This window comes from Streptomyces sp. NPDC060205 (assembly GCF_042728395.1).
GTDB lineage: Bacteria > Actinomycetota > Actinomycetes > Streptomycetales > Streptomycetaceae > Streptomyces.
Genome location: NZ_JBHWZP010000528.1, coordinates 1 through 4,322 on the forward strand (window position 1 = coordinate 1; position 4,322 = coordinate 4,322).

4 protein-coding genes are annotated in these 4,322 nt (G+C 69.1%); 1 reads left to right on the forward strand and 3 read right to left on the reverse strand.

All coding sequences use genetic code 11. From position 1 onward, the window contains the following. Positions 1 to 114 precede the first annotated feature (114 nt). From ACFWGJ_RS42385 to ACFWGJ_RS42395, 3 genes are read right to left on the reverse strand one after another with little or no spacing between them, the layout of a single operon-like run. A complete protein-coding gene (locus ACFWGJ_RS42385) occupies positions 115 to 789 on the reverse strand; it encodes a response regulator (RefSeq protein ID WP_387334300.1) in 675 nt (224 codons plus the stop codon). Continuing rightward, positions 765 to 1,958 carry a hypothetical protein gene (locus ACFWGJ_RS42390; RefSeq protein ID WP_387334301.1) on the reverse strand — a complete coding sequence of 398 codons (1,194 nt, stop codon included), beginning with the start codon at positions 1,956 to 1,958 and terminating at the stop codon, positions 765 to 767. Before ACFWGJ_RS42390 ends, ACFWGJ_RS42385 begins: the two co-directional genes overlap by 25 nt. After that, positions 1,955 to 3,169: a sensor histidine kinase gene (locus ACFWGJ_RS42395; RefSeq protein WP_387334302.1), complete on the reverse strand. Its 1,215-nt coding sequence runs from the start codon at positions 3,167 to 3,169 to the stop codon at positions 1,955 to 1,957. The genes ACFWGJ_RS42390 and ACFWGJ_RS42395 overlap by 4 nt, the downstream gene beginning before the upstream one ends. Before the next feature lie 226 nt (positions 3,170 to 3,395). Between ACFWGJ_RS42395 and ACFWGJ_RS42400 the strand changes: the two genes are divergently transcribed. Next, positions 3,396 to 4,256, forward strand: a complete 861-nt coding sequence (locus tag ACFWGJ_RS42400) for an esterase/lipase family protein (RefSeq protein ID WP_387334303.1) — start codon at positions 3,396 to 3,398, stop codon at positions 4,254 to 4,256. Positions 4,257 to 4,322: the final 66 nt, after the last annotated feature.

Here is a 4,322-nt window from a genome sequence, read left to right on the forward strand (position 1 = left end):
CTGGTGACGCCCAGTGCACCCGGCCTCGGTCCGCCCGGGGGTCACGGGACCCGTTTCGTACGCCACCACGTCCGGCTCGACGAAGCCCTCGCCGTGTGCGCCGCGTCGTCCGGTTCAGTTCTCGTTGAAGGCCGCTGATTCGTAGCTCGTGATGTCGTCGGGGGTCACCAGGCCGTCCTCGATGGCCCGGGCCAGCATGTCGGCCTTGGTCGGGGCGGTTCTGCCGACCTGGGCGTACTTGACTCGTGCCCGGCGGATGTAGATGTCCACTGTGTGGACCGAGACACCCATGCGCCGGGCCACCGAGGCCTTCGACATGGACTGGAACCACCACAGGAGAGCGGTACGTTCCTGGGAGGAGAGGCGGGGCCGGCTCGCCCCGCGGTCGCCGACGAGGACCCCGGCGGCGGTCGGGGTGACATAGGGCCTGTCGCCCGCCGCTGCCAGCACCGCGTTCACGAGGTGCGCCCGGCCCTCGTTCTTCGCGACGAACTCGCACGCGCCGGCCTCCAGCGATTCGAGGACCACCCGCTGCTCAGTGAACTGCGAGAAGGCGATGACCCGTTGACCAGCCGCGGCCAGCGTGGCGATGTCGTCGACCACGAGGCGGCCGTGCAGGTTCAGATCGAGAATCAGGACGTCCACGACACCAGGCTGCACATCCACGGCCTCGCCGGTCTGCCGTACCGAGATCCTCGGCTCCTGGGACAGCCAGGCCTGGATGCCTTCGATGACTACGGGGTGGTCGTCGACGACGGCAACGCTCAGGGAGCCGGGCGTAACGGCCACCGGGTTTCCCACCACAGCTGTTCCTCCTCCTGGTCGTACATGGAGGATGTGATGAGAAGGTTCGGCGGTTCCACATGCGTCTCAGACGGTGCGTCGGCCACCACGCTCACCGCGACCTCCTCTGGTGTGGACACCACGGTCAACCGGGCCCGGGTGGCAGCGGTCGCCAGGACCAGCAGGGCCCCTTCCGCCAGTTCACGGCGGACGGGCGAGGGCAGGTCGGGCAGTTCGCCGTAGCTCAGCAGCGTGACGCGTACGCCACGCCGCTCGGCGACGTCGGCGCAGGCCCGCAGTTCGTGCAGGAGCGGGTGCGGGGTGTCGTCCGTCTCCACGAACAGCCTGCGCAGGCGGGCCGCCTCGACGGCCGCGCGGCGGCGTACCACGCCGTCCCCCGGATCCAGGCGGCCTTCGGCGAGGCCTCGCAGCAACGGTTCCACCCTCATGCGCAGGTACGCGTAGCGGCGCCGGCGCTCGGTGTGCACGGTCTCGTCGGCCGTGGCCCGGGCGAGGAGCTCCGCCTGCGCGGTGGCGATCTCGGTGGCCTCCCGCGCACCGTCGTTGAGCTGCCTCACCAGATACGCGAAGGTCAGCTGGATACCGGCGGTGACGTACACCGAGGCCAGCAGGCGGGAGAGGGTGACGTGATCGAGTGCGCCGTCGGCGGCCAGGAAACCCACCGTGACAGCCGTGTTGGCGCCGAGCAGGGTGATCAGTTCCCACAGCGGACGCTGCATCAGAAGCAGCATGCCGAACCAGCCCACGGTGTTCCACGCCCAGCTCGCGTCGCTGATCGCCCCGCCCTGCGGGTACGCGGTGGCGGCGGCGACGCCGGTGGCCAGCGCCGCCCCCGCGAGGAGCCGCGCGGTGCGCGCGCCGAGCGCGGAACGCAGCAGCAGGACGGACCCGATCGTCTGAATGAGCGTGAGAGCCAGCCAGGCACCTGCGGCGACGGCAGGCGGCTCGTACACCGGCCAGCTCCTGAGCACCCGTACGGAGTCCAGGCCCAGGTGCCAGACGCCGACGATCGCCACCAGCCCGATGTCGACGACCTTGCCGAAGCGGGTGGCGACCATGCCCTCGACGGCATCTTCGACGGCGTTCGCAACGGCGCCCTCGGTGACGTCTTCGGTGTCGTGCACCGTGTCCTTCTCGACCGCATCGGCAATCATGGTTCCCACCTCAGCTCGACTCGTGTGCCGGAGCCGGGGGACGATATCGCCCGGGCGCTGCCGCCCACGGCGGTCATCCGGCCCTGCAGCGACTCGCGCAGACCCCGCCGATGGGCCGGAACGGCCGCGGGGTCGAACCCGCGTCCGCTGTCGCGTATTTCGACCGCGACGCCCCCTTCCCCGACATGTCGCGCCGTCACCCGGGCGGCGCGGGTGCCCGCGTGCCGGGCCACGTTGGCCAGGGCCTCGCCGGTACCGTGCGCGAGGGCTTCCACGACCTCGTGGGGCAGGTCCAGCGGCGGCACGTCGAACTCGATGTCCAAAGCGGGCAGGCCGACGTGCTGTGTCAGTACGACGGTCCGCAGTGCGACATCCAGTGGTGCCGGGCCGTGCGCCGTGGCGCGTGCCATGTGAGGGTGCGCCTGCAGGCCCTCGATGACGGCCAGGTCGGCCGCGGCCCGTTGCGGCAGCGCGGCAGAGCCACGGGTGATGCTGCCGGTGCCCACCATGGTGAGCGTGGCGAGCACGGTGTCGTGCAGCAGCCGCTGCTGGTCCATCTCGTCGGTGCGGGCGGCGGACCGGGCACGTTCCGCCGCTCGGGCGGACGCCTCCTCGGACAGCGCGAGGTCCGCCCTGCACGCTCCGCGTTCCAGCAGGGCCACGACAGCGGCGGCGAGCAGCCCCTGGAGCACCAGCACCACAGAGGCGTCCCGTACGCCGGCGCCCACCGCGTGGGCGGCCGCGATGGCGAGCGTCGAGGCCGCCGCCAGCGGCAGGCGCAGCGTGAACTGGGCGATGAGCACTCCGGTACGGGCGACCATGTCGATCCATCCGGAGCCGGCGCTGGCTTCCAGGACCTCAACCGGGACCAGGTCGCCTTGCGCCAGGCAGAGTGCCACGACGATGACGGTGTCACCGGCGTAGAGCCAGGTACGAGGATGAGGCCTCAGCGTCAGTACGGTGAACAGGCCGCTCCACAGCAGCAGTCCGACGACCGCCACGGCCACCCACATCGACCGGGCGGGCGGTGCGAAGCCGACCACGGCCACCAGGGCCGCGCCGAGAGCACCGGCCGCGCGCAGGACGGCGGCCAGGCGCGCGAACCGGCGCCGGAGTTGGAGCTGGGCGGGGCCTTGCGTCGGGGGGACGCGTCCACCGGAGGGATTCCCGCTTCCGCCGAGAAAGGCAAGGGGATGCGCCCCGTTCCTCACAGTGTTTCCCCCACCTGCGGATGAGATCTGTCCGTCAGCGTAGACGAACGCGACCGCACAGGACAGAGGCGGAGAGGCGTGGAGGGGCAAGGGCGGGCGCGGGGGCCGGCCGAGGGAACGGCGGCGCTGTCACGCGTTCACGTGACATGTGTTACTCCGGTGGGTCCATTAATTTCAGACCAAGAGTTCAGCACGAACAACTCACCACAGAACACGGGGAATTCACATGCAGAGGTCATTGAAACGGCTCACGCTGTTTCTTTCCGCGATGCTGGCACTCGCCGTCACCATGCTCACGGTCACGCCGGCCGGCGCGGCGCCGAGCCACTCGAACGGATCGGGCAACCGGGTCATCTTCGTTCACGGGTTCGCGCCGACCGGAAAGCACGACTGCTCCAAGTACTTCTCGTCCGCCCGGACGCATTTCAAGAACAAGAACTGGAAGGGCAACCTGCTCACCTTCGGTTACTACAAGGGCGACAAGAACTGCTCGTACACGTACAAGAACGGCACCCGCAACAAGTCTCTCAACACCGTGGCCAAGGTGTTCGCGAACTACATCGCTGACAACTACTCCAAGAAGAACGAGAAGGTCGACGTCGTCGCCCACTCCATGGGCGGTCTCATCGTCCGCGCCGCCCTCTACCACAGCAGCAAGGGCACCCCGGGCTTCCCGAAGAAGCTCTACATCGAGGACGTCGTCACGCTCGGCACCCCGCACGGCGGAACCAAGGCGGGCTACACCTGCAGCAGGATCTTCGCGCAGTGCAAGGAGATGAAGCCGAGGAGCGCGTTCCTCAAGAGCCTCGGGACGGTCATGCCGAAGACCAACCAGCGAACCGGCTGGACCACCGACTGGACCACCGTGTCGTCGTACAACGACGGCGTCGTCTCCGAGGCATCCGGGATCGCCGGCGTCGCGAAGCACGAGGTCCAGTACAAGGCCGGTATCAGCCACAACGAGCTGAGGACCATCCGCACCGGAAGGCACAAGAGCCGGATCAAGCACCCCAATTGGAGCGCCTGGTCCCTGCGTGTCTCTCCCGTGGAACAGGCACGCCTGGCGGTGCTTTCCTCCACCACTTGATCCCGGTCCTCCCACGATGGTACGAACGACCGGGATTCCGGTGACATACCGCGGGAAAAGGCTGTG